The organism is Acinetobacter calcoaceticus ANC 3811, from assembly GCF_000399665.1.
Taxonomy (GTDB): Bacteria; Pseudomonadota; Gammaproteobacteria; order Pseudomonadales; family Moraxellaceae; genus Acinetobacter; species Acinetobacter calcoaceticus_B.
In genome coordinates this window covers 2,111,001-2,135,162 of sequence record NZ_KB976986.1, presented here as the reverse complement: position 1 = coordinate 2,135,162, position 24,162 = coordinate 2,111,001, and the positions used below count along the sequence as shown (strand labels likewise).

At 38.9% G+C, this 24,162-nt stretch carries 24 protein-coding genes; 14 read left to right on the top strand and 10 right to left on the bottom strand.

The features are described 5' to 3' along the window. Positions 1 to 151: 151 nt before the first annotated feature. On the top strand, positions 152 to 772 hold the full coding sequence (gene rhtC / locus F935_RS11235; protein ID WP_016139043.1) for a threonine export protein RhtC: 621 nt from the start codon (positions 152 to 154) through the stop codon (positions 770 to 772). A gap of 41 nt (positions 773 to 813) precedes the next feature. Here rhtC and F935_RS11230 read toward each other — a convergent pair whose 3' ends face one another. From F935_RS11230 to F935_RS11205, 6 genes are all read right to left on the bottom strand, one after another. Continuing rightward, a complete protein-coding gene (locus F935_RS11230) occupies positions 814 to 1,101 on the bottom strand; it encodes a PA4642 family protein (RefSeq protein ID WP_003653274.1) in 288 nt (95 codons plus the stop codon). A gap of 84 nt (positions 1,102 to 1,185) precedes the next feature. After that, the gene (gene minE / locus F935_RS11225) at positions 1,186 to 1,458 is read right to left on the bottom strand and encodes a cell division topological specificity factor MinE (RefSeq protein ID WP_003653273.1); all 273 of its coding nucleotides are present in this window, start codon (positions 1,456 to 1,458) and stop codon (positions 1,186 to 1,188) included. A 2-nt stretch (positions 1,459 to 1,460) separates the two neighbouring features. Further along, the gene (minD, locus tag F935_RS11220; protein ID WP_004641647.1) at positions 1,461 to 2,273 is read right to left on the bottom strand and encodes a septum site-determining protein MinD; all 813 of its coding nucleotides are present in this window, start codon (positions 2,271 to 2,273) and stop codon (positions 1,461 to 1,463) included. A 66-nt stretch (positions 2,274 to 2,339) separates the two neighbouring features. Then, positions 2,340 to 3,068 carry a septum site-determining protein MinC gene (gene minC, locus F935_RS11215; RefSeq protein WP_016139042.1) on the bottom strand — a complete coding sequence of 243 codons (729 nt, stop codon included), beginning with the start codon at positions 3,066 to 3,068 and terminating at the stop codon, positions 2,340 to 2,342. Between the two features lie 120 nt (positions 3,069 to 3,188). Further along, complete coding sequence (locus tag F935_RS11210) at positions 3,189 to 4,235, bottom strand: hypothetical protein (protein WP_016139041.1); 1,047 nt, start codon at positions 4,233 to 4,235, stop codon at positions 3,189 to 3,191. A gap of 16 nt (positions 4,236 to 4,251) precedes the next feature. Further along, a complete protein-coding gene (locus F935_RS11205; RefSeq protein WP_016139040.1) occupies positions 4,252 to 5,178 on the bottom strand; it encodes an acyltransferase in 927 nt (308 codons plus the stop codon). Positions 5,179 to 5,424: 246 nt separating this feature from the next. Between F935_RS11205 and F935_RS11200 the strand changes: the two genes are divergently transcribed. The 10 genes from F935_RS11200 (at position 5,425) to F935_RS11155 (ending at position 15,420) form a co-directional block, all read left to right on the top strand. Next, positions 5,425 to 6,078, top strand: a complete 654-nt coding sequence (locus F935_RS11200) for a YiaD family glycine zipper/OmpA-like lipoprotein (protein WP_016139039.1) — start codon at positions 5,425 to 5,427, stop codon at positions 6,076 to 6,078. Between the two features lie 192 nt (positions 6,079 to 6,270). Then, positions 6,271 to 8,310: a DNA helicase Rep gene (gene rep, locus F935_RS11195; RefSeq protein WP_016139038.1), complete on the top strand. Its 2,040-nt coding sequence runs from the start codon at positions 6,271 to 6,273 to the stop codon at positions 8,308 to 8,310. A 23-nt stretch (positions 8,311 to 8,333) separates the two neighbouring features. Further along, positions 8,334 to 8,786, top strand: a complete 453-nt coding sequence (dut, locus tag F935_RS11190) for a dUTP diphosphatase (protein ID WP_016139037.1) — start codon at positions 8,334 to 8,336, stop codon at positions 8,784 to 8,786. A gap of 198 nt (positions 8,787 to 8,984) precedes the next feature. Then, positions 8,985 to 10,403: a phosphomannomutase/phosphoglucomutase gene (locus F935_RS11185; RefSeq protein WP_016139036.1), complete on the top strand. Its 1,419-nt coding sequence runs from the start codon at positions 8,985 to 8,987 to the stop codon at positions 10,401 to 10,403. A 15-nt stretch (positions 10,404 to 10,418) separates the two neighbouring features. Continuing rightward, positions 10,419 to 11,324, top strand: a complete 906-nt coding sequence (gene argB / locus F935_RS11180) for an acetylglutamate kinase (protein WP_016139035.1) — start codon at positions 10,419 to 10,421, stop codon at positions 11,322 to 11,324. Positions 11,325 to 11,446: 122 nt separating this feature from the next. Next, on the top strand, positions 11,447 to 12,229 hold the full coding sequence (locus F935_RS11175; RefSeq protein ID WP_016139034.1) for a GNAT family N-acetyltransferase: 783 nt from the start codon (positions 11,447 to 11,449) through the stop codon (positions 12,227 to 12,229). 107 nt (positions 12,230 to 12,336) lie between these two features. Then, complete coding sequence (locus tag F935_RS11170; RefSeq protein WP_016139033.1) at positions 12,337 to 13,185, top strand: class II glutamine amidotransferase; 849 nt, start codon at positions 12,337 to 12,339, stop codon at positions 13,183 to 13,185. Positions 13,186 to 13,434: 249 nt separating this feature from the next. Continuing rightward, positions 13,435 to 13,890, top strand: a complete 456-nt coding sequence (locus tag F935_RS11165; protein ID WP_013198763.1) for a bacteriohemerythrin — start codon at positions 13,435 to 13,437, stop codon at positions 13,888 to 13,890. A gap of 151 nt (positions 13,891 to 14,041) precedes the next feature. Next, on the top strand, positions 14,042 to 15,109 hold the full coding sequence (locus tag F935_RS11160) for a hypothetical protein (protein WP_016139032.1): 1,068 nt from the start codon (positions 14,042 to 14,044) through the stop codon (positions 15,107 to 15,109). Next, on the top strand, positions 15,109 to 15,420 hold the full coding sequence (locus F935_RS11155) for an RnfH family protein (protein WP_016139031.1): 312 nt from the start codon (positions 15,109 to 15,111) through the stop codon (positions 15,418 to 15,420). Before F935_RS11160 ends, F935_RS11155 begins: the two co-directional genes overlap by 1 nt. A gap of 67 nt (positions 15,421 to 15,487) precedes the next feature. On the opposite strand, the gene F935_RS11150 is transcribed toward F935_RS11155, so the two are convergent. Further along, positions 15,488 to 15,886 (bottom strand): outer membrane protein assembly factor BamE, encoded by a 399-nt coding sequence (locus F935_RS11150; RefSeq protein WP_003653245.1) that lies wholly within the window; start codon positions 15,884 to 15,886, stop codon positions 15,488 to 15,490. A gap of 111 nt (positions 15,887 to 15,997) precedes the next feature. Here F935_RS11150 and fur point away from each other — a divergent pair, with 111 nt between their 5' ends. Continuing rightward, positions 15,998 to 16,435, top strand: a complete 438-nt coding sequence (gene fur, locus F935_RS11145) for a ferric iron uptake transcriptional regulator (protein ID WP_016139030.1) — start codon at positions 15,998 to 16,000, stop codon at positions 16,433 to 16,435. Positions 16,436 to 16,504: 69 nt separating this feature from the next. Here fur and F935_RS11140 read toward each other — a convergent pair whose 3' ends face one another. Further along, positions 16,505 to 17,623 (bottom strand): PilT/PilU family type 4a pilus ATPase, encoded by a 1,119-nt coding sequence (locus F935_RS11140; protein ID WP_004641663.1) that lies wholly within the window; start codon positions 17,621 to 17,623, stop codon positions 16,505 to 16,507. A gap of 19 nt (positions 17,624 to 17,642) precedes the next feature. Next, complete coding sequence (locus tag F935_RS11135; protein ID WP_035366231.1) at positions 17,643 to 18,680, bottom strand: type IV pilus twitching motility protein PilT; 1,038 nt, start codon at positions 18,678 to 18,680, stop codon at positions 17,643 to 17,645. Between the two features lie 126 nt (positions 18,681 to 18,806). Between F935_RS11135 and F935_RS11130 the strand changes: the two genes are divergently transcribed. Together F935_RS11130 and F935_RS11125 are read left to right on the top strand one after the other, a co-directional pair. Further along, positions 18,807 to 19,499 carry a YggS family pyridoxal phosphate-dependent enzyme gene (locus F935_RS11130; protein WP_016139028.1) on the top strand — a complete coding sequence of 231 codons (693 nt, stop codon included), beginning with the start codon at positions 18,807 to 18,809 and terminating at the stop codon, positions 19,497 to 19,499. Positions 19,500 to 19,606: 107 nt separating this feature from the next. Beyond that, positions 19,607 to 20,449 (top strand): undecaprenyl-diphosphate phosphatase, encoded by an 843-nt coding sequence (locus F935_RS11125; RefSeq protein ID WP_016139027.1) that lies wholly within the window; start codon positions 19,607 to 19,609, stop codon positions 20,447 to 20,449. Positions 20,450 to 20,559: 110 nt separating this feature from the next. Here the strand turns inward: F935_RS11125 and F935_RS11120 are convergent, their stop codons facing one another. Next, complete coding sequence (locus F935_RS11120) at positions 20,560 to 24,156, bottom strand: AAA family ATPase (protein WP_016139026.1); 3,597 nt, start codon at positions 24,154 to 24,156, stop codon at positions 20,560 to 20,562. Between the last annotated feature and the right edge of the window lie 6 nt (positions 24,157 to 24,162).

Below are 24,162 nucleotides of genomic sequence, written 5' to 3'. Positions count from 1 at the left end.
CAATCCTAATAAAAAAGCCTCTCTGGGGGCTTTTTTATAATTAAAATAAAACGAATCTATTTATAAATGACTTAAAGATTTTAACGTATAGTAAAAAATGCTAATGTATTTTTCCTAAATAAATAACAATGAATTCAATCTGGAGGAAAACATGTTACTCGCTCTGATTACTTTAGCTTTTATCCATTTTTGTGCACTTATTACTCCGGGACCTGATTTTTTCCTTGTATCTCAAACAGCGATTAGTCGATCACGTAAAGACGCTATGTTAGTGGTTGCAGGTATAACAGCAGGTGTTATGTTCTGGGCTTGTTTAGCGCTCATGGGATTAAATCTAATTTTTGAGAAAATGGCTTGGTTAAAGCAAGGGTTACTGATTGCTGGTGGCTTATATTTGTGTTGGTTAGGCTATCAGATGTTACGTTCAGCTTTTTCAAAAAAGCAGCAAGAAGACAATGTTGCTGTAGAGCTACCAAAAGCACCTTACTTATTTTTCATTAAAGGCCTGATAACGAATCTATCAAATCCTAAAGCTGTTATTTATTTTGGTAGTGTTTTCTCTTTATTTTTAGCCAACCCTCAACTTGATCAGGTTCACTGGCTACTCTTTATTATTGTTACGGTTGAAACGATTTTATGGTTCTGCTTTGTGACTTTTATTTTTTCATTACCGAGCTTTAGAGCAGCGTATCGTAATTTTTCAAAATGGATTGATGGTATTTCAGGTGGTATTTTTACTGTGTTTGGTATTTTCCTGATTGGTAATCGATAAATTGAGATAAGAAAAAAGCCTCTTGAAGAGGCTTTTTATTTTTAAGCAAACTTTGCTAGAACTTCTAAAAATGGTGCCGATTGACGCGGAAATTTGGCAATCACATCATGGATACGTTGGCCTTCAGGGTCTTTGGCATTAATATCGCGTCCGTCCGCAATAAATTGAGTCAAAAGACGTTCATAGTCTGTTGGACGCATATGTTTGAATGCATGGTAGAGCACATGAAAATCTGCGTTTACACCCGCTGGCGGAAGTTGGTTGAGGTAGGCAAAAACACGCTCATCGGACCATTCTTCATTGAAAGTTGCTGGCTGTGATAATGCCATGACAATCTCCTCAGTTTTAAAAAAGGCAAAATAACTTGCGTTATTTTGCCTTGATTCTGTTTTATTGAATAGTCAGAAATAGAATTATCGTTCTTCAGGTAAATTGATATTCATTTCTAACATTTCGATATTAGCTTCAGAACGAACTTGCATTTGGATATGCTGTTCGCCTACACCGCTGACATAACGACTAACCACTTGCATGATTTCTTTCTTCATCTGATCAATCTTGTCTTGGCTTAAACGACGGCCTAAACCTTGTTCAGAAGCAACAATAACTTTCAAACGATCTTTTGCAGTTTGAGCACTTGATGGCTTTTCGTCACTGCTAAATAATTTACTCCAGAATCCTGCCATATCTACGCTCCAAATAGTCTTGCTAACCAGCCTTTAGGTTGAGCTGTGATGTGTCTATAAGGACGGTCTTCACCAAGAAAGCGAGCAACCAAATCATCATAACCCTGACCAGCTTTAGTTTCTGAATACAGAATTACTGGCTTACCTTCGTTTGATGCTTGCAATACACTTGGACATTCTGGAATAACACCTAATGTCGGTACGCGTAAAATATCTTTAGAAATATCATCAATGGTGAGCATTTCCTGACGGTCTGCACGTTCAGGGTTGAAGCGTGTAATACATAAATGTTTACGTATACGTCCTTCGTTCTGTTCAACCTTTTTGGTTTTGCTATCTAACATACCAATAATACGGTCAGAGTCACGTACTGAAGAGATTTCAGGGTTTGTTACAATGATTGCTTCATCTGCATGATACATGGCTAAAATCGCACCACGTTCAATACCCGCAGGTGAGTCACAAATGACATAATCAAATTCTTGAGATAGCTCATCAATAACACGAGCAACACCTTCGTCGCTCAACGCATCTTTATCACGTGTTTGTGAAGCCGGTAAAATATAAAGGTTTTCGATATCTTTATCGCGAATAAGGGCTTGTTGCAGACGTGCTTCGTTGTTAATAACATTGACAAAATCATAAACAACACGACGCTCACAACCCATAATCAAATCAAGGTTACGTAAGCCTACATCAAAATCAATCACAACAGTTTTATGACCACGAAGGGCTAAACCTGTTGCAAAAGATGCGCTCGTTGTAGTTTTACCTACACCACCTTTGCCTGATGTTACGACAACAATTTTGGCCACCGAATCCACTCCTATTATGGTCATTCACCCTTAAAAGGGCTGTTTTTTGGTGATTTGCTTAATAAACTAAAGTTCAATCGCTTCGAATTCAAGCTCTTGCTTTTCATTTAAATAAATATGTACTGGCTTTTTTACCACATGTTTAGGGATATCATCTGCGACACAATACGTTCCGGCAATGGAAACGAGCTCAGCCTCTAAAGATTGGCAAAAAATGCGTGCAGCTGCGTGCCCGCCCGCACCAGCAATGACTCTACCACGAACTGTGCCATAAATATGTATATTTCCTGATGCAATAACTTCAGAACCACTATTCATGCCAGCTTTCAAAATAATATCGCCGTTATCTTGTACGAGGGATTGGCCCGTACGCAAAATTTCATCATGATAAGAGGTAATATGAGCAACCGCTATCTTGTTTAGTGGTTTTTTTGTTTCTGCTGAAGACGAGGCAGGGGCGGTAGCTGGTTTTTCTACAATCGCTACTTGTTCTGTTGTGGCTTTAATACGCTGTAATGGTTGATCTGCCGATAAAACAGGGAATTGAATAGCGCGAGCTTCATCTCCTAAAATACCGTCGATTACCGCCATAGGCTGTAGACCCAAGCTCACCAGAAGTTGAATTAATGCAATTAATTCTTGCTCAACTGTACTGTCAATAATTACTAAAGTTCCTTGATGGGAACCTTCATTTAATATATTTGATAATTGCTGGCGGATCACATCATGATCATTGGTATCGAAGGTTATCCTGCTAAAGTTAACCATTCTGCCGGTAATCCGGATATCAGCCATAAGTCTTCCTTCAAGGCGTTAAACGAGCTGTAATAGCGCTAAGTTTATTGTAAATAGGGCAAATGCTAGAACAATTTATGCCAATTCTCTAGCAAGATTCATAAAAAATTAAGTAAATGCTTATTCTTTGATTCGATCATGCTCCGCAAGCGTTTGTTGCCATTGTTTGACCTTAACTTGTTTTCGTACAGATTCGAGCGTCTCGAACACGACAGATTCAACCAATTGCTCAAGCTGACGATTATTAATATTTATTTCACTGACTTTTTGAGAAATTAATTGATAGGTGGTATTCGGATTGTTTGGCGATCCTTCAATTAAAGGTTCAATTAAACCTGCACTAATATTCTCACCTAATCTTTGACCAATGCTTTGAATTTGCTGTTCAATGCGACCGCCGACTAAAGGAATTAAGCGTAATAATTGGGTTAGCTCAGGTGTGTCTACTATAGCCTGATCTACAATTTTCCCAACGCCTTTTGTAATTGCTGGCTTTTGTTGTTTTAAAGCAGTGGCTAAAGACTCTTGTAATAATGCTGTGAGGGTAGCAGTAAATTGCTCACGATGATGATTAACCAAGTCATGAATGATCTGTTTATGGCTAGAACTGGTTTGAAGTTCATATCTAATACCATCAATCACGGTAATAACAACACGGTCAGACAACTCTTCCATCACGACGCGATAGTAAAATAATCCAGTCTTTCGCCAGCTTTCGGGAATAACTTGATATCCCATTTCCTGTAAGCGATAAGCAATAATCCCCGCGCGGAATAAACGTAAAAAACGAAGCTGTGGAATAATGGCTAAAATTTCATACCAGTGAATAAAAGGGAAAAAGAACCAACGCTTATGGTGTTTATTGATGATCGCAATGCTCCAACGAACAAGCAGTTCAACAATTAAAAAACCAATAAACCATGCTTCTGATGTGATTACCCATGGATGTAGTGAATTACGGTAAAAGCTCAGTATTTGGGGCAAATGAATGTGTTCAAAGAACCATGCCCCAATACTGCTCATTAAAAAGAAATTTATAGCAAGGCAGAACAGGTTAAAAATAATAATAAACACCATAAAGATGTCATAGATCAAAAACAGCTTAAACGAAAGACTGTTTGGATCTACCTGATGATATTTCGTTTTTTTCCCAGCGCTGTTTTGCATAATAACGGATGCTTTCTTAAATATTTGTAGAGGTATATTGAGATTTCATTTGCTCAATAAGTTGATCTTTGTCGGTCCAGATTTCATGGACCCATTGTTGGAAACGTTCACGGTAAACCGCATCGTCTTCATAGTTTCCACCCAGAACCCATTCTGGGATTTCAATTTTACGCAAATTTACCGCAATTTTTGAAACATCGCCTAACCAGAAATCACTATATCCGGGTACGCCATTTGGATAGACAATTGTCATATCAACCAAGGCATCAATTTTGTCGCCCAAAATATTCAAGGCAAGCGCTAAACCACCCGCTTTAGGTTTAAGTAAATGTTTATATGGTGATTTTTGCTGGTCATGTTTTTCTTGAGTAAAGCGAGTACCTTCTAAATAATTCAATAATGTAAAGGGCTGACTTAAAAGTTGCTCGCAGGCTTTACGTGCTTCCATCATGTCACGGTCTTTTAGTTCAGGATTCTTTGCAACCTGTTCTTTGCTGTGACGCTTCATCATCGGGAAGCCTAGAATTTTAAAAGCTTGTCCAACGAAAGGAATAAAGATGAGTTCCCATTTGGTAAAAAAGCGGGTGAGTGGCATACGGGTTAAACCAAAATATTGATTTACCGTTGTATCAACCCAACTTTGATGGTTACACGTCATGAGATATCGACCTTGCATATTTAGGTCAAGTCCCTCATCAATCGTAATATCCCATTTTAGATTTGGTAAAACATGGTCAATTAACCAATTATTTACGCCTAACCAGCTATTTGTAATTTGAATATTGGTTTCATCGACTTTTGATGATTTTTTTAAAAGTTTGGTCAGGCCTAGTGCAAGGACAGGTGGACCATGAAAAAACGTACTTCCTGTAATGACTGTACCTACAGTGAGTCCACGTGTAATTTTTTTTAGCGCAGATTGCTTATTGGGTGCAGTTGACATATGAATGACCCCGAATGTCTAAAATCCATAGAAAAGTTGTTCAACTATAACTGTCATAATATGAAATACAACGATATCTTAGACAACAATGAAGAAATTGTGATGAGGTTGCATCTTAAAGTGCATCAAAATATTACAAAAAAGTAACTAAAGTGTTTATTATTAACAAAATATCAATGTTTTATACTTCCTTTTTGTTTCATTATTCATTCAGACAACAAAACACACAAAGTGAGGAGGCATGCAATGCGTGCATTAGTTATTTCGACAGTGGTAGGGGCAGCAGTAGTATTATCTGGTTGTCAAACAACTGGTAATAATCTTGGTGGCGTTGAATACGATAAAGCCGCATTAGGTACTTTAATTGGCGCAGCAGCTGGTTACGGTATTTCTAAATCAAGTGCAAACTCTAGCCGTCAAAACAACCGTGCTGCAGCAATTGGTGCAGTTCTTGGTGGCGCTGGTGGTTTATACCTTGACCAAAAAGAGAAAAAATTACGTCAACAAATGGCGGGTACTGGTGTAGACGTTGGTCGTAATCCAGATGGTTCTGTTCAATTGATTATGCCTGGTAGCATTACTTTTGATACAAACAAATCAAACATCAAGCCAAACTTCTATGCAACTTTAGACAAAGTAGCTCAAACATTGGCTGAAGATAACAAGAGCGCGATTTTGGTTACTGGTTATACTGATAACACGGGTAATGACTCTATCAATATTCCATTGTCAAATAGTCGTGCAATTGCTGTTAAAAACTATTTAGTAAATAAAGGCCTTTCATCAAGCCGAGTTAATGCTGAAGGACAAGGTGCTTCTAACCCGATCGCAGATAACTCAACTGCATCTGGCCGTGAACAAAACCGCCGTGTAGAAATCAGCATCTATGCAAAACAATAAGATTTAGTTTATTGTTTCAAAAACCACCTTCGGGTGGTTTTTTTATGACTATGAATAATAAATAACCACGACAAACTGCGGCGCATAAATTGCATTATTAGACATCATTTATACATATCCGTAGATTTACTATTGGGTTTCTAAAACAGAGATGACTATAATCATGCTCGAAAAATTAAGAGGTAATACACGATGTCATCTGCCAGTCAATTGAACAACAAGCAAGAAGAAGCCATGAAATATACTCAAGGCCCTTTATTGGTGCTTGCTGGCGCTGGTTCAGGCAAAACATCGGTAATTACTCGTAAGATTGCTTATTTGGTGCAGCAATGCCGTATTCCGGCGCATCGTATCACTGCGATGACTTTTACAAACAAAGCTGCACGTGAAATGAAAGAGCGTGTGTCCAAGCTTTTATCACGTGAAGAGTCAAAAGGTTTATCGGTCTCTACTTTCCATACTTTTGGTTTAAACCTTTTACGTTTAGAACTTAAAAATTTACCTTTAAAAGCTAATTTTTCGATTTTGGATGCAGACGACTGTAAACGTATTTTGATGGATTTGATGCATCGTGATAATTTGTCGGGTGCAGAAAGCAAAGAATTAATTGCCAAGGCAATGAAGAAAATTTCAGATTGGAAAAATGATCTGATCGTGCCAGAGCAAGCACATTCAACATGTGAAACACCTGAAGATGTACAATTTGCCCATCTTTACCAACTTTATGAACGTAATTTACGTGCCTACAATGCAGTCGATTTTGATGACTTAATTGTTATGCCAACACGTTTATTGCAAGAAAATGCAGAAGTACGTGATAAGTGGCAAAACCGTGTTCGCTATTTATTGGTCGATGAATATCAGGATACCAACACGGCTCAGTATATTTTAGTTAAACTTTTAGTTGGGGTAATGGGGCAGTTTACAGCGGTAGGTGACGATGACCAGTCGATCTATGCATGGCGTGGAGCCAAGCCTGAAAATATGGCTTTGCTGAATCAGGATTTCCCAAATTTACATATTATTAAACTTGAACAGAACTATCGTTCAACCAGCCGTATTTTAAAGGCTGCGAACTGTGTTATTCAAAATAACCCACATATTTTTGATAAGAAATTGTGGAGTGATAAAGGTCATGGTGAAGTCATCAGAATTATTACGTGTCGTAATGATGATGATGAAGCAGAGCGCGTGGTCAAAGACTTACTTACTCACAAGCTCATGAACGGTAAAAATTGGAAAGATTATGCCGTTTTATATCGTGGGAACTTTCAGGCGCGTGTATTAGAAACACAGCTTCGCCAAATGCAAATCCCTTACAAACTCTCTGGTGGTACTTCGTTCTTTGCTCGTGCAGAAATTAAAGACGTGATGAGTTATTTACGTCTCATTATTAACCCAGAAGATGACAGTGCTTTCTTGCGTATTATTAATACACCTAAACGCGCAATTGGTCCGGTTACTCTTGAGAAGTTAGGTTTATTCTCACAAGAAAATAATTTGTCTTTACTTGGTGCTTCTGCTGACCAACGTTTAAGCATGGTTCTTCCTAAAAAAGCACAAACTCAACTTCATGATTTTGCTGACTTTATCGCGACATTTACGCGTGAATTGTTGGAAGACGATGAACCTGTGCCTAAAGTTCGTCAAATGATGAACGAAGCGGGTTATATGGATTACGTTCGTGAACAGTCTGCAACACCTGCACAAGAGAAAAGTAAGCTCGATAATATTGAGAACTTATTTAACAGTATTCAAAACCTGATTAACCGTGCAGAAGATGTTGATGAAAAAAATATTGAAAGTGTCATTCGAAAACTGGTTCTGCTTGACCTGTTAGAACAGCAGCAGGAAGAAGAAGATACGGACAAAGTTAACCTTCTTACTCTGCATGCCGCAAAAGGTTTGGAATTCCCATATGTTTATATTATGGGATTGGAAGAAGAACTATTGCCGCATAAAAACTCGATTGCAGCTGAAACCATTGAGGAAGAGCGCCGTCTCATGTACGTGGGAATTACCCGTGCACGCCAAGGTTTAACGTTAACACTGGCGGAACAGCGCAAAAATGGCGGACAGATGAAACAAATGACGCCTAGCCGTTTCCTTGATGAACTTCCGCAAGATGAGCTCGAGTGGTTAGGGCGTAAAAAGAAAATTGCGGCTAATGTTGACCCTAAAGAACAGGCTCAACAATATCTGGCAAATTTAAAAGCTTTATTAAAGCGTTAATTTTTTAATTTTTAGGAAATCCCATGAAAGTTCAAGTGAAATTGCTCGATCCGCGTTTAGGTAAAGAATGGCCTTTACCTTCATATGCAACAGCAGGTTCAGCCGGTTTAGATTTACGTGCCTGCGTCCATGAAGCAATTGATATTGAACCAGGACAAACTATTTTAGTTAAAACTGGTATGGCAATTTATATTCATGATGTAAATTTTGCTGGTTTAATTTTGCCGCGTTCAGGTTTAGGTCATAAACACGGTATCGTGCTTGGTAACCTAGTTGGTTTGATTGATTCAGATTATCAAGGTGAATTGATGGTTTCTGTTTGGAACCGTGGTCAAAGCACATTCCGTTTAGAACCAGGGGAGCGTTTGGCACAGTATGTTTTAGTGCCAGTCGTACAAGCTGAATTTGAGCAAGTAGAAGAATTTGAAGAAACTTTACGTGGTGCTGGTGGCTTTGGTCACACAGGTAAACAATAAGTTTTTTAAAATATTAACGAAAATCAAACGCCTGTTGAACAGGCGTTTCTTTTTACATCTTGAATGTTACAATGGATTATATTACAACACGCTTTACTCATATTCTTTTAACTTTTTTAGCAAACAAACCTTTCAAAAATTTTGAATAATCTATGTTTTTGCGATAGATCGGATTGATCTTTAAATAGAAGATACGCTATGAATGTAAGACACTCATTTCCAAAAAGTATTTTTCGTGCTTACGATATTAGAGGCAAACTTTCTTACTTAACCGCGGACGTTGTTCGTTCGATTGCCTACGGATTGGCACAACAATACAAACAAGCAAAACAAACTCAATTAGTAGTTGGCTATGATGCCCGTCTCACAAGTCCAGCCTATGCAAAATTAATTGAAGAGATTTTAATAGAACAAGGTTTAAAAGTTACCAACATTGGCTGTTGTTCATCACCAATGATGTATTACATTGCGAGAGATTTTGGTGGCAATGGCATTATGGTGACTGCAAGCCATAATCCAAAATCGGATAATGGTATTAAGTGGATTTTAAAAGGTGAACCGCCGTCTCCAGAAATGATTCAGCAGGTGGGTGACGAAGCTCAAAATCATGTACCAGCTCATTCCATTTCTGTACTTGAGTTAACATTACCTCAATTTAAAGCTGAATTTTGCCAGAAATACCAGCAAGCCATTTTTAAAGATATTCAATTAAAACGGCCTTTAAAAGTTATTTTAGATGGTTTACATGGCTCTGCTGGCCACTGCTCAAAATTAATATTGGAAAAAATGGGCTGTGAAGTGATTGCTTTACGGACTAATCCAAATGGAGAGTTTCCAGATCATGCACCAGACCCTTCGCATGCAGCTCACTTAACTCATTTGCGTAAAGCAGTGGTTGAGCAGCAGGCAGATATAGGCATTGCCCTTGATGGCGATGGTGACCGTGTCGTTTTAGTCGATGAAAAAGCCCAGATATTGACAGCAGATCGTTTATTATCACTTTTTGCGCAAATGTGCTTAGAACAACACCCCGAGCAAGAAATTGTTTTTGATGTGAAATGTTCACGTATGGTTCAAAAAACAGTCGAACAACTCGGCGGAAAAGCAAAAATGATCCGTACTGGAAGTAGTTTCTTACGCGCTTATTTATCTCAGTCAAATGGACGCGCCATTTTTGGTGGAGAATATGCAGGCCACTACGTTTTTAATGATGGGCGTGGTTTTGGCTATGATGATGGTCTATATGCTGCATTACGTGTAATGGAATATTTTACCCAATCGAGTGCGACAACAATTTCCGAATTATTTGCTCCTTATCCAGAAAGATGTTGTACAGAAGATACCTATATTGGTACATATCAGTCCGATCCGAAGTATGTATTACAAGATATTGAAATTTTAAGTCATCGTTTAGGTGCCCACATCAGTAAAATCGATGGCGTACGTCTTGATTTTGATGATGGTTTTGGCATTATTCGAGCATCAAATACTGGTGAATATTTTACAGTAAGATTTGATGCGGATAATCCTTTACGATTAAAGGAAATCCAGCAAAAATTTGTAGATATGTTGCAAGAACACTATCCACAAATTGCACAAGAACTTTCAGAGGCCTAAGTAAGGAGAGGCGTAATGCCCCAACATCAGCATATCGGTGTCGACAAAGCAAAAATCTTGATTGAAGCTTTGCCGTATATTCAACGCTTTACTGGTAAAACGCTGGTGGTGAAATACGGTGGCAACGCGATGACTGATCCGGAGCTCGAAAGTTCATTTGCCCGAGATATCGTTTTACTTAAAACTGTCGGGTTAAATCCGATTGTTGTTCACGGTGGTGGACCACAAGTAGACTCATTTTTAAAGCAATTAGGCCGCGAGTCTGATCGTATTGACGGTATGCGTGTAACTGATGCTGCAACCATGGAAGTGGTTGAAATGGTATTAGGTGGTAGCGTAAATAAATCAATTGTTAACCTGATTAATAAACATGGTGGCCGTGCAATTGGTTTAACAGGTAAAGATGGTAATTTACTTCGTGCTCGTAAATTACTTATGGAAAAGCAAGAAGAAGACGGTTCTATCAAACATATCGATTTGGGTATGGTTGGTGAAGTGACAGGCGTTAAAACAGATGTATTGGAAATGTTTACCCAAAGTGACTTTATTCCAGTGATTGCGCCATTAGGCGTAGATGAAGAAGGCAATACTTATAATATTAATGCTGATTTAGTTGCAGGTAAGGTTGCAGAAGCACTAGGCGCTGAAAAGTTAATTTTGCTTACCAATATTACTGGTGTGCTTGATGAAAATAAAAATCTGTTAACTGGGCTTACTACGCAAGAAGTTGATCGCCTCATTGAAACAGGCGTGATCTATGGCGGTATGATTCCTAAAGTAGGTTGTGCACTTGATGCTGTTAAAGGTGGTGTTGTGAGCGCGCATATTGTTGATGGTCGCGTACCACATGCAACCTTACTTGAAATCTTTACTGATCATGGAGTGGGTACGCTTATTTCTAATCGCAGTAAAACAGCTTAAGAAATCCGTTATTCTCAATAAAAAGATCACCCTAGGTGGTCTTTTTTTATACCATTTTAATTTGGTCATTTTTTTGTCATGAGCTTTGACTAGTGTATGGGGTGTCACTAGGAGCGTTCATTATGCTGGAAAAACTTAATCAATATCGCCAAACCTGGACTTTACCTTTAAATCGTCATAAAGCAATAAATCAGACACAATTTCGTTTTGAATGGGTTGATAATTTAAAAGAATTACAAGATGTACAGCGGTTTCGTGCACAACAATTTAGCCAACAATTTGGAATTCATTTTGAAGATAACTTAGACCAAGACATTTATGATTTTGGTTGTGAGCACGCAGTCCTACGTGAAAAGTGGACTGGAGAAATTGTCGCGTATACTCGTCTAAAATTATTTCAAGGTCATGAGATCGCACAAAGCTACAGCGCGCATGAGTTTGATATTGTTCCTCAGTTATCACACCTTCCGAATGTGTTAGAAATAGGGCGTACCTGTGTGCATCCACGCTTTCGTAATGGTAAGGCTCTTTCAATGCTTTGGATGAATCTTGCACCAAAAGTGTTGTGGTCAATGCGTGCTAAATATTTGATGGGGTGTGTCAGTATTCATCTACAAGATAATTTAGCTAGAGCGTACTACACGCATCGCCAGATTCAGCAATTATCTGAAAGCAAAACAATTGATATTCGTTCGAAAAAAATCTACGAACCTGAATATCCTGAGTTTAGTTTTCCACAAGATGAACGTATGCCAAAGTTATTCCAAATGTATTTGAGCATGCAGTCAAAACTATCGAAGCAGGCATTTTTTGATGAAGAATTTAACTGTCTAGATTATTTTGTATTTCTGGAAGTGAATAAAGTGGCGACTTCATTTGTCATGAATAAAATGGGTCAGCGTTAATCATATGTCCTATTTTCTAATAGCCAGCACATATTGAGATTTGCAAGCAATTTTACTCTCATGCACAATAGAGCAGATGGGGTAATTAGAAGTAGTTTAAAAGCAATATGTGCCAGCTATTAGGAATGAATTGTGCAACACCAACGGATATCACTTTTTCTTTCCGTGGTTTTTCACAGCGTGCAGGAATTACCTCAGACCATAGTGATGGATTTGGTATTGCATTTTTCGAAGATAAAGCTTGTCGACTATTTGTCGATAACCAGTCGGCAGTTGAATCTCCAATTGCCGATCTTATCCGTAATTATCCAATTAAATCACGTAATGTGATCGCGCATATCCGTAAAGCGACTCAAGGCAAAATCACTTTAGAAAACTCTCATCCCTTTATTCGAGAGCTGTGGGGGCGTCAGTGGATTTTTGCCCATAATGGTGATTTGCATGACTTTGATCCACCACTCAGTGGACGTTTTACGCCGGTCGGGAATACAGACAGTGAACGCGCATTTTGTTATTTGCTCGATCAACTTGTTGAAGCTTTTGGCTATGAAGAACCAAGCCTTGAACAGATATTTGAAGTATTAGAAAAAATTTCGCCACAAATTGCTGAGTACGGTACATTTAATTATTGCTTATCGAATGGCAAGGCATTATTTAGTTATGCGATTACTAAATTACATTGGTTGGTTCGAGAATATCCATTTAATCAGGCTCATTTAATTGATTTAGATGTTGAAGTCGATTTTAGTCAGGTAACAACCCCTGAAGATCGTGTAGCAGTAATAACAACGGAGCCTTTAACACATAATGAAAATTGGACAGCTTATCTACCTGGTGAAATGATTTTATTTCAACATGGTCAGCCGATTAAAAAAGCAATTACTCATGTGGAAAGATTAAAGCGTGAGCAGGATAATCCTGAACTTAAGCGTATTACTCGTGCAGATCAATATTAATATAAAGTATATTTAAAATATATAAATAGAAATATCTATATATTAAACGTTTAATAATAAAGTATTTTGTTTAAAAAATACTTTATTATTTTAGTTGGTTAATTTTTTAAAAAAACAATAAAAACAATGGTTTGATTTAAATATAATTTTTATGTGATAAACCCGACAAAATAGCTTTGTTTTTATTTTAATTCTTTAAATATATCATGAGGTTTATGCAATAGTCATTGAACATCATTGGGGAGATGTATGAAAATGAAATGGGCTTCAGAATATAATACGGGTATTGATGTAATTGATGAGCAACATAAACGAATACTTGATTATATTAATGAAATTGATGATGTAAAAGATGATGAAGATAGACGTCGAATTAAAGATGTTTTAGATAATATTATTGATTACACGCAATCACATTTTACTTTTGAAGAAAGTTTACAAGAGGAAGCAGATTATAAATATCGTGTACCACATAAACGTGTACATGACTTATTTATTAAAAAAATAGAGTTATATCGTGAGCGTTTTGAAATGGGACATACTGTTGAAAAAGAGCTTCAAGAAATTTTAGCAAAATGGTTAATTAACCATATTCAACATGATGATGCTGATTATGTGGGGGCAGTAAAAGAAAATATGATGGGAATTATTAGAGAAAAAGAAAAGAAGAAAGGGAAAAACTGGTTTGCTCGGTTTTTCGCATAATTTAAATAACAAAACTTATAATTTTAGTTAGCGCAGCAAACTATCGTTTCGGTAGTTTGCTTTTTTTATTGAGCAAACTTTGATTTTCAGGCATGAGACGGGCAAAATATCGATAGTCTTTTTCAAGGAATGCATAATGCAGGACATACCTATGTCACGATGGTTATCGCCCCTGATGGCGTTTTGCTTATCTTTCATCATTATGGCGACATTGGCGCCCGCTATGGGGATCCAGATTGATCGTCAAATCGATTTCTGGTTATTGTGGTTAGGCACAATGCTGTTATTGGCTTTGCCAGTTTGCTATTTAGAAATTGCTTTAGCAAAACGGTCGAAGACTACTGCTTTAAATGCTTTATCAAGTTTAACTCGTGAAGCAGATAGTTCACCAAAATGGCGTTTGGCTGGTTGGCTTGCAGTTATTTTTATTCCATTTTTAGCAGGGAATGTACTGAGTACTGCTGGCAATTTATTGACAGTACAGCTCAATAACAGCGTTTCTGGGCAAATTGTTTTTGCTGGGCTAGCAGTTGCGGCTTTAATTTTATCTTTTATTCCGCGTCAGATTTTAATTCTGCTCATGACAGTTGGTGTAATCGCTTCTCTTGTTTTAGCTAATACAATGGGAACGACTTTACAGCCTTGGCATTGGACAAATGTTGAGTTTAAAGAATGGGGTAATGCGACTGTACTTGCTCTTGTTGCGAGTGGTTTAGGCTTAGGACTTTACTGGCAAAATAGCTTGTCTGTCATTCACTCTCAAGAAGGCGCTACAAAAACTGTACTTCCAATCTGGTTAGCTCAGTTAATTGCTGTCGTTGCGTTTGGTTTCTTTTCTCTTCAAGCACAGCTTCCTGTTTTTACCTGGATTTTTACTGCGGTAATGACAACAGCTCTGTTTATTCAACTTGCTAAAGAACAGCTTGCTCAACGTCAACTGATGTACGTTTTACAGTGGGTGATTATTGTTGTAGCAATTGCGGTTTGGGCTGTGCCTGAACTTCACGGCATTTTTACGCTGATTTTGATGCTTTGGGGATTACTCATTTGCCTCATCTATGCAATTTTTGCTGGCTGGATTATGAAAATTAGCCACTTGCGTAAATCAATGAATTTTAGCAATGAGTTGTTCTATAACTTGTGGCGTATTGCGGTACGTATTGTTTTACCGCTTTCAATTGTAATTGCCATGATTGCGGTAGTTGGACAAATGATCTGATGGAAAAAGCTCAGCAAGTGTGGGTTGCTTTTGCAGCCCCAGAGCAACAGTTTTTAGTTGCTGTTCCATTTGAAGCTGGAATGACAGCATTACAAGCAGTTGAAGCGAGTGGCTTGCAGACACAGGTAACTTTGCCTGAGCCATTACAACTTGGCATCTTTGGTGCAAAAGTTGAGGCACATGCGATTTTACAAGCAGGCGATCGGGTAGAGGTTTATCGACCTTTAACGATTAATCCTAAGGATATACGCCGTAACCGCGCTGAGAAAAATCCTGTGGGGCGATATATTAAAAGTAATCGCTTAAAGTAATAAGTCCCATAAATAAAACCCCTCGAAGTATTTCACTTGAGGGGTTTATTTTTATTAGAAAAAACGATTATAGTGGTGGGGCAGTTAAAATCGCTTCTTTAGAAGCAGGTAAACCTGGTTGCGATTCTGGAATAGTTTCTAAACCTTCAATTTTAGTTACTGTGCCAGTGCCATCAAAGTAAATTTTTAAATGCTGACCATGTGCTGCGGGGATTTTTGCCTTTTTAGCGTAAGTTCCCGGGATATAGTTGTAAATGTAGTCCCAGCGCTGAGGATTGAGGGGATCAGTCACAGTTGGACTACCAAGCAAAAAACGCACTTGCTGGAAATTCATGCCGACTTGTACTTGAGAGGCCTGAGCTTTGGTCAAAGGAGTCCCTTGAGGAATATCAACCTTATATACACCAAAGATTGAACAACCAGCAAGGAGTGAAGTGACTAATAACGTCAGCACGAGTTTTTGCATTTTGCTACACTATCCCAATAAATTATGATGCATTTGATCAAAGGATAGATCATACTTCATCTAAATTCTATTGCCTATTCCAACTTGAGATTTGTTGAGAGACCTTTTTTCATGCCTATTTCCAATCAAGATTTGCGCAAAGCTGGACTTAAAGTTACCCTTCCACGAATTAAGATTTTGGAATTATTAGAAAATTCAAAGCAACATCATCTTAGTGCTGAAGATATTTACAAGACTTTGTTAGAACAAGGGGAAGATGTCGGTCTTGCGACAGTTTACCGTGTGTTAACACAATTTGAAGCTGCAGGTATCATTCAGCGTCATCATTTCGAAAATAATCATTCTGTTTTCGAAATTATGCAAGAAGATCATCACGATCATTTGGTTTGCTATAATTGCAACAAAGTTATTGAATTTACTAATGATGTTATCGAGAAGGAACAGCATGCTGTAGCAGACCAATATGGGTTTACCTTAACGGGTCACTCATTAAACCTCTACGGTTACTGTAACGAACCTGAGTGTCAGGAAGTGTTGCGCAAGAAATAATCGTTTTCACACAAAGAAAACAAATAAAAAAGGAAGGTTACGTTTAACCTTCCTTTTTTTATGGGGAAATTACTGTCGGTCGAAGGTTAAATGCTGATTTGTGCCTGCAATTTGATCAGGTCCTTCTTCGGCAAGCTTAATCGTCAAACGTAAATCGTTAGGTGAGTCGGCATGTTTTAATGCATCTTTGTAGGTAATTTGGCCTGCTTTGTAGAGATCAAACAACGCTTGGTCAAAGGTTTGCATACCGAGTTCACGGGAACGCTTCATTAAATCTTTAATTTCATGAATTTCACCTTTTCGAATGTAGTCCGAAATTAATGGTGAGTTAATTAAGATTTCAATTGCAGCACGGCGCGAGTTACCATCAGGCGTTGGAATAAGTTGCTGAGCAATCATGGCCTTTAAGTTAAGAGATAAGTCCATGTAGAGCTGACTGTGGCGGTCACTTTCAAAGAAGTGAATGATACGGTCGAGTGCTTGGTTAGCGTTGTTGGCGTGCATTGTGGCTAATACAAGGTGACCTGTTTCAGCGAAGCCAATCGCGTAGTCCATCACTTCACGAGATCGAATTTCACCAATCAAGATTACATCTGGTGCTTGTCGCAAAGTATTTTTTAAGGCAATTTCAAATGAGTCCGTATCGATTCCGACTTCACGTTGGGTAATGATGCAGCCCGCATGTTCGTGAATAAACTCGATTGGGTCTTCAATGGTAATGATATGACCTTTAGTATTGTGGTTACGATAGCTAATCATTGAAGCCAAAGACGTCGATTTACCCGTACCTGTCGCACCAACAAAAATAATGATGCCGCGCTTGGTCATTGATAAATCTTTAAGAACGGGTGGTAACTGCAAGTCATCAATTGAAGGAATTTTAGTTTCAATTCGACGTAGTACCATGCCTGGCATGTCACGCTGCTGAAAAGCACTCACACGAAAGCGGGCAGTTTTATCACGGTTCATAATGGCAAAGTTACATTCACGAGTGTCCGCAAATTCTTTGCGCTGTTTTTCGCTCATGATGGAATGTAAGAGTTGACCAATAACATCGCCTGAAAGACTATTTTTTGAAATTGGAACAATTTGCCCGTTAATCTTCATAGATGGCGCAACACCATCTGTAATAAAAAGATCGGATGATTTTTTTTCAACCATGAGGTTGAGTAAGTCATTAAAATCCATATTTATTCTCTAATTCTTTTTATAGGAATGATTCAGGCTGTTTTGCAGCAGTACGAGCCGTTTGTGGACTAATCACGCCACGAGAAACTAGACCTTTTAAGCTTTGGTCGAGAGTCGTCATGCCATGATTTGCACCAGTCTGAATTGATGAATACATTTGGGCGACTTTGTTTTCACGAATTAAGTTACGAATGGCAGGAATACCAATCATGATTTCATGTGCTGCCACACGCCCACCGCCGTTCTTTTTAAGCAGGGTCTGCGAAATAACGGCCTGTAAAGATTCTGACAACATGGCACGAACCATGTCTTTTTCTTCGGCAGGGAATACATCAATCACACGGTCAATGGTTTTTGCAGCAGACGTTGTATGGAGCGTACCAAACACCAAATGACCCGTTTCGGCAGCAGTAAGTGCTAAACGAATGGTTTCAAGGTCACGCATCTCACCGACTAAAATAATATCTGGGTCTTCACGCAGTGCCGAACGTAGTGCTGCATTAAAGCCATGCGTATCACGATGCACTTCACGCTGGTTAATCAAACATTTCTTCGACTGGTGTACAAATTCGATAGGGTCTTCAACCGTTAAAATATGGTCATAACGATTTTCGTTGATATAGTCCATCATCGCTGCAAGCGTCGTAGATTTACCAGAACCTGTTGGACCTGTAACCAGTACAATCCCACGTGGATAGTCGCAAATATCTTTAAAGATTTGACCTAAGCCTAAATCTTCCATAGTAAGTACTTTAGATGGAATGGTACGAAATACTGCACCAGCACCGCGGTTTTGGTTAAATGCGTTAACACGGAAACGAGCAACATTTGGCACTTCAAAAGAAAAATCGGTTTCAAGCTTTTCTTCGTAGTCTCGGCGTTGTTTATCATTCATGATGTCATAGACCAGACGGTGAACATCTTTATGATCTAGAGCTGGTAAGTTAATGCGACGGACTTCACCATCAACGCGAATCATCGGTGGCATGCCAGCAGACAAATGTAAATCGGACGCGCCATTTTTCACAGAGAAAGCGAGTAGCTCTGTAATATCCATAATTTCCCCAAGTAAATCAAAATATGTCATTATTTTGTAGAATAATATACGGCTTTCACCGAGGCTTACCAACACCTCGCTTTAGGTGAAAAGCAAAAAAGTTTTTTGAAAATGAGAACCTTGTCAATGAATTACCTGCAAGATGCGCGACAGCTCGTATTACAGCAAATCCAACGTGCTTGTGAACATGCTCAGCGTGCGCCTGAAAATGTGCAACTTTTAGCCGTGTCGAAAACACATCCGAGTGAAAGTTTGCGAGAAATGTATGCAGCAGGGCAAAGAGCATTTGGTGAAAACTATTTACAGGAAGCTTTAGACAAAATCGAAGCTTTACACGATTTAGAAATTGAATGGCATTTTATTGGTCATGTTCAGCGCAACAAGACTAAACATTTGGCTGAAAAGTTTGATTGGGTGCATGGTGTAGACCGTTTAATTGTTGCTGAGCGATTATCCAATCAAAGACTTCAAGATCAATCTGACTTGAATATTTGTTTGCAAGTGAATATTGATGGGCAAGATAGTAAAGATGGTTGTGCACCAGATGAGGTTGCCGAGTTAGTTGCTCAAATTAGTCAACTGCCGAAAATCAAATTGCGCGGTTTGATGGTGATTCCAGCGCCAGACAATACAGCTGCTTTTGCAGATGCTAAAGCCTTGTTTGATGCTGTGAAAGAACAACATGCTCACCCAGAACACTGGGACACATTAAGCATGGGAATGTCAGGTGATTTAGACGCTGCAATTACCGCAGGTTCAACCATGGTACGTGTAGGAACGGCTCTATTTGGAAAGCGCGATACAGTAGAGAAAAAATGACTTTTACAATTTAGATAAACGTTTTGTCGGGTAACTGTAATTTGTTAATTTAAATTTAATTTTCCTAGCTTATAACCCAGATATTTTAATATTTGAGTGTGTAGGGTATGGATTTATTGCATGTTTTCATTCTGGCAATCATTCAAGGTTTTGCTGAATTATTGCCAGTTTCTAGTTCCGCACACGTTATCTTAGCTGAAAAGTTAATGGGGTATGATCCATCTGCACCTGATATGACTTTCTTACTTGTGATGTTACATACAGGTACGATGTTTGCAGTGATTGTCTACTTTTGGAAATCTTGGAAAAAAACCTATTTTTCTTCATGGGAAAGTTTCAAAAAACAAGCCTTCTATATTATTTTGGCAACCCTAATTACAGGTGTGCTTGGCTTAGCGCTTCAATCTATGATTAAACATGTGTTCTTCGGCGGCGCGAGCAGTTTCGAAATTGAGTATTTGTTTAGTAACTCAAAACTCATGGCAGCTGCGCTGATTTCGGCAGGTGTTCTGATTATTTTATCTTCGCGTTTAGATCGCGGACAACAAGGTGAAATCAGTTTACGTAGTGCTTCTATTATTGGGGCAGTGCAGGCGTTATGTTTGCCTTTCCGTGGCTTTTCACGTTCTGGTGCAACCATCTCTACAGGGCTATTTTTAGGTGTATCACGCCAAAAGGCTGAAGAATTCAGTTTTGCGCTGGCGGTTGTATTAACACCAGCAGTAATTTTAAAAGAATTATATCGTTTAGTTCACGCTCAAGGCTTACAAACTGTAGCTCATGGACAAGTGTTCCATTCGATGGTTCCCAGCTTATTAGGCATGTGCTTTAGCTTTGGTGCTGGCCTTTTGGCGCTAAAATGGTTGTCTTCATGGTTAGAACATGGGCGCTGGCATTTGTTCGGTATGTACTGTATCGGTTTTGCAGTTGTAGTGCTCTGCGTTAATTAATTTTTGATGTTTTAAAATAAAAGAAAATGAATACAAGACAAAGGGGCGTAAATGATACGCCCCTTTGCTATATAAGATTCATTAACTTTCAGATATGAAATCTTAATAAATTAGCCTACGACTTCAATCGTACTTGCGCCAGCACCAAGAGGTTTCACCTGAATTTGTACAGGAATACGCTCATGCATTTCTTGAATGTGTGAAATCAGAATGACCTGACGGCCCTGATTTTGCAATTGATCTAAAGCATTCATAACCATGTGCAAAGACGAAGCATCTAAAGTACCAAACCCTTCATCAATAAACAGAGATTCAATTTTCATTGAACCCGAGGCCATATTGGCAATCGCTAAAGACAAGGCAAGGGCAGTTAAGAACGACTCACCACCAGATAAAGAGGCAACAGAGCGGATTTCTCCATCCATATCGTGGTCAATAATCGCAAGACTTAACGATTGCTCTAAACGTTTAAGCATATAGCGTTGAGACAGCATCGCCAGTTGCTGGTTAGCATGTTCTACTAAAATATCTAGGTGATATTGCTGGGCATAGTCACGGAACTCTTTACCTTTAGCATCACCAATTAAACCTGAAATTTTGCTCCAGCGATGTTCTTCTTGCTGAATATTTTGAATTTGCTCAGCGTATTGTTGCTGCTTCGCAAGATTTTGCTGATGTACTTCGAGCTTAAGCTTAAGTCGATCACGTACTTCAAGTTGTGCTTTGAGCTCTGCAATATTGTCTTGAATAAGGCTAACAAGCTTTTCATGTTCAATATCTGGCTGAGTTTGTAAGTGCTCACTCAATTGCTCTTGCATGGTCTTAAGGGCAGATGAGGCTTCACTTAATAAACGCTCTGCATGATTAAGACGGTTACGAATGTCTTGCTCTTGGGCGGAATTGATTTGCATGAGCGCCGTAAGAGCAGATGCTTGAAAATCAGCGTGAGCCTTTAACCAGTTTTGAATTTGTTCATCAACCTGCTGCTGATGTTGCGAGGTGTGTTGATGTTGATGCTTGAGCTGATCAAGTGCCTGTTTTTGTTGTTCAAAGTGCTGTCTGGTTTGTTCGAAACGTTGTTTAGCTTCGTGGTACGCCGTTTGTTGCTGCTGACGTTTAGCGTCGTGCTCAATTAACCATTCGTGCGGTTTAATGTCAGCGTGGCCAGTCATTTGTTGAATGAGCGACACCGCTTTTTCATTATTCTGTTGGCCTTTAAGCGTAATTTCTTTGAGATTTTGATCGATCTCATCAATTTGCTTGGTCATTTGTTCAAGGTTGGCAGCTGACATTTTAAGTTCTTGCTGCTGTTGCTCAAAACGCTGAGAAATCTGTTCTTGTTGTTCAAGTTGCTTAGCGCGTACATCAAGTATTGACCAAGTCTGTTTAGCTGTTTGGCTACTCGATTGCTGCCATGCCTGCTGTTCAGCTTCAGATAAACATTCAACAATATGTTTAACTTGTTGTTGCCATTGCTGTGCCGTATTAAGCAAGCTTTCATTACGTTGAATAGATTGAACCAACTGATTATGTTGTTTAATCGCTTGGGTTAAACGCAAGTTTTCTGAATCAAATGAACTTATCGCAGTTTGTGCGGCTTGTCTGAGTTCGTTAAGCGTTTGCAAGATTTGTTCAGGAGCTTGATTAAGCTCAATTCGCAATTGATTGAGGCTAAACTGCTGCTCAAGTTCTTGCTGTAAGTTCGTCTGTTTTACTTGCAGTTGAGCTAGGTATTTCTGAACCTGTTCAAGCTCGGCATGACACTGAGTAAGTGCATGTTGCTGAGTTTGCCATGCATTAAATTTAGTTTGTTCTAGCGCTACTGCCTGTTGCTCTTGTTGTTGCTGCAAATCGAATAAAGCTTTAGAGACAGCACTGTCATCAACACGATAGGGATGATGTGTGCTTCCACACACTAAGCAAGCTTCGCCGTCTTTAAGATTGGCCCGTAACTGCTCAATATTTTCGGTGTGTAGTAAACGTTGCTGTTGCAGGATGTGCTGTAACTTTTCACGTTCAGTTTTTGCTGTTTGGTAGTCTTGTCCAGCTAACTGGCAAACAGTTTTAAGTTGTTCTTCTTGCGCGGAGGCTTGGGTATGTTTTTCGGTAAATTGCTGAAGCTCAGCATATAACTCATGATAAGTTTTTATTTTTTGCTGAATCAAATCTAACTGCGTGATTTGAGTAAGCTTTTGATCTTTATCTTTACGCTGTTGTTCAAGCTTTAACTCAATCTGTTCAACTGTGCCTAGTGAGGCTGTCAGTTGTTCGAGTTCACTTTTAGCTTCCGATAGCTTTTGGCGAGCAAGGGTAGGATTACCGAGCTGTTGTTCAATCGCTTGGTAATTTTGAATAAATTGCCCAAGCTGAGGCAGATGTGCTGAAAGGCCTTTGTCTAACACAGCATATTGCTGAGTTTGGGTAAGCTGCTGTTGTAAATGAATTTGGTTCTGCTCAAGCTGTGCAATGTGCTGTTGCACAGTGTTTTGTTGCTGTTGCAGTGGACTCAATTTTTGTTCAAGTACATGTCTTTTTTCTTTGCACTTTTTATATTCGTCGGCAATAAATGCACGTTCTTGAATGGACTGTCGAACTTGATTTAAAGATTGTTGATGCTGTTGTTCAAAATCGAGGGTCTGTTTGAGTTCTTGCTCTGCAAGTTGATATTGTTTTTGACCCGTTTCAAAAATTTGCACCAAATCATTAAACTTGGTTTGTGCTTGCTGAATTTGCGGCTCAAGTTGTTGTAGCGTTTGTAAATTTTGAGCTTGCTGAAAAACCTGCTGACGTATTTCAGAAAAAACTTCGAGCCGTTGTAATTGCTCACGTTCACCAGCCAATTGCTGATGATGGTTTTGCTGGGTTTGAAACTGTTGTTGTTTAGCTTGAACTTCTTGCTCAAGTTTCGCTTTACGTTCAAACCATTGTTGTTGTTTGTCTAAGACATTTTTTTGTTGTTCTAACTGTTGATGGTTTTGCTCGGCTTGCTGATATTGTTCGGTAAATGCAGCAATCTCTTCATCAGACAAAATTTCAATATGTCCTAAAAACTCTTCAAGCTGTTTACGCTGTTTTGCAATATCTGCTGTTTTACGAAAAGCCAGTTCACCGATTTTGGCGAAAATACTGGAGTTGGTCAGGTACTCAAGTAACTCACCGCGTTCGCTGTCTCGTGCTTTTAAAAATGCAGTCACTTCAGATTGGGCAAGCAGCACAGCACGAGTAAATTGCTCAAATGAAAGCTGGGTAATTTGTTTAACTTTTTCATCAACCGCTTTGGCTTTGTCGGCAAGCACGACACCATCGGTCAGGCATTTTAAATGGCGTTGCACGCTTTGTAATTTACCACTTGGGTTTTCACGTGCCCGCTTAATTTCCCAACGTGCCAAATAGCGTTTTTGATCTTGTGCAATAAAGCAAAGCTCAGCAAAACCATGTCCTGTACCACGGCGTAAGACAGTCAAAGGTGAGTTGGTGAGTAACTCTGAACCATCAACATCTTTCAATTTACCATCGCTGTCTTTAAGACGAGGAACCCGATTAAACAAGGCCAGACACATGGCATCTAAAATAGTTGATTTACCCGCACCCGTTTTTCCCACAATCGCAATAAGACCTGCATGGGCTAGGGGCGCGCTTTCGAAATCAATAAAGTGTTCATCAGAAAGAGATGCCAGATTTTTTATTCGAATGGATAAAATTTTCATGACATA